This window comes from Paraburkholderia sp. J67 (assembly GCF_905220265.1).
Classification (GTDB): domain Bacteria; phylum Pseudomonadota; class Gammaproteobacteria; order Burkholderiales; family Burkholderiaceae; genus Paraburkholderia.
In genome coordinates this window covers 1-1,187 of record NZ_CAJMZK010000076.1, presented here as the reverse complement: position 1 = coordinate 1,187, position 1,187 = coordinate 1, and the positions used below count along the sequence as shown (strand labels likewise).

Annotated in this window: 1 protein-coding gene; it reads left to right on the top strand. The window is 66.9% G+C overall.

The window, feature by feature from the left end:
• Positions 1–11: 11 nt before the first annotated feature.
• Positions 12–1,187: acetyl-CoA C-acetyltransferase (locus tag U5782_RS41210; RefSeq protein WP_322049615.1), on the top strand; the 1,176-nt coding region annotated here is incomplete at its 3' end.

Sequence of the window (1,187 nt, the reverse complement as noted above, 5' to 3'; positions counted from 1 at the left end):
AGGAACGGAAAATGACTGACATTGTGATCGTTTCGGCCGCACGCACCGCGGTTGGTAAATTTGGCGGTTCGCTGGCGAAAGTGGCCGCGCCGGATCTGGGCGCCATCGCCATCAAGGCCGCGCTCGAGCGCGCAGGCGTCAAGCCCGAGCAGGTCAGCGACGTGATCATGGGTCAGGTGCTTACGGCGGCTTCGGGCCAGAACGTGGCGCGTCAGGCGTCGCTCAAGGCCGGCCTGCCGACCTCGGTGCCGGCGATGACGATCAACAAGGTGTGCGGCTCGGGCCTGAAGGCCGTGATGCTTGCCGCCAACGCGATCATCGCGGGCGACGCCGACATCGTCGTGGCCGGCGGTCAGGAAAACATGAGCGCGGCGCCGCACGTGCTGCCGGGTTCGCGCGACGGCTTCCGCATGGGCGACGCGAAGCTGGTCGACAGCATGATCGTCGACGGCCTGTGGGACGTGTACAACCAGTACCACATGGGCGTGACGGCAGAAAACGTCGCAAAGGAATACGGCATCACGCGCGAAGAGCAGGATGCTTTTGCGGCGCTGTCGCAGAACAAGGCGGAAGCCGCGCAGAAGGCCGGCCGTTTCGACGCGGAAATCGTGCCGGTCGAGATTCCGCAACGCAAGGGCGAGCCGCTGAAGTTCGCGACCGACGAATTCGTGCGCCACGGCGTGACGGCGGAGTCGCTCGCGGGCCTGAAGCCGGCGTTCTCGAAGGAAGGCACGGTGACGGCGGCTAATGCGTCGGGCCTGAACGACGGCGCAGCGGCGGTGGTGGTGATGTCGGCAAAGCAGGCCGAGGCGCTGGGTCTCACGCCGCTCGCGCGCATCAAGTCGTACGCAGCCGGCGGCGTCGATCCGAAGGTGATGGGCATGGGCCCGGTGCCGGCATCGAAGCGCGCGCTGGAACGTGCGGGCTGGTCGGTGGGCGACCTCGACCTGATGGAAATCAACGAGGCGTTCGCGGCGCAGGCGCTTGCGGTGAACAAGCAGATGGGCTGGGACACGTCAAAGATCAACGTGAACGGCGGGGCGATCGCGATCGGCCATCCGATCGGCGCATCGGGCTGCCGGATTCTGGTGACGCTGCTGCACGAAATGCAGCGCCGCGACGCGAAGCGCGGTCTGGCGTCGCTGTGTATCGGCGGCGGCATGGGCGTGGCGCTCGCGCTGGAACGT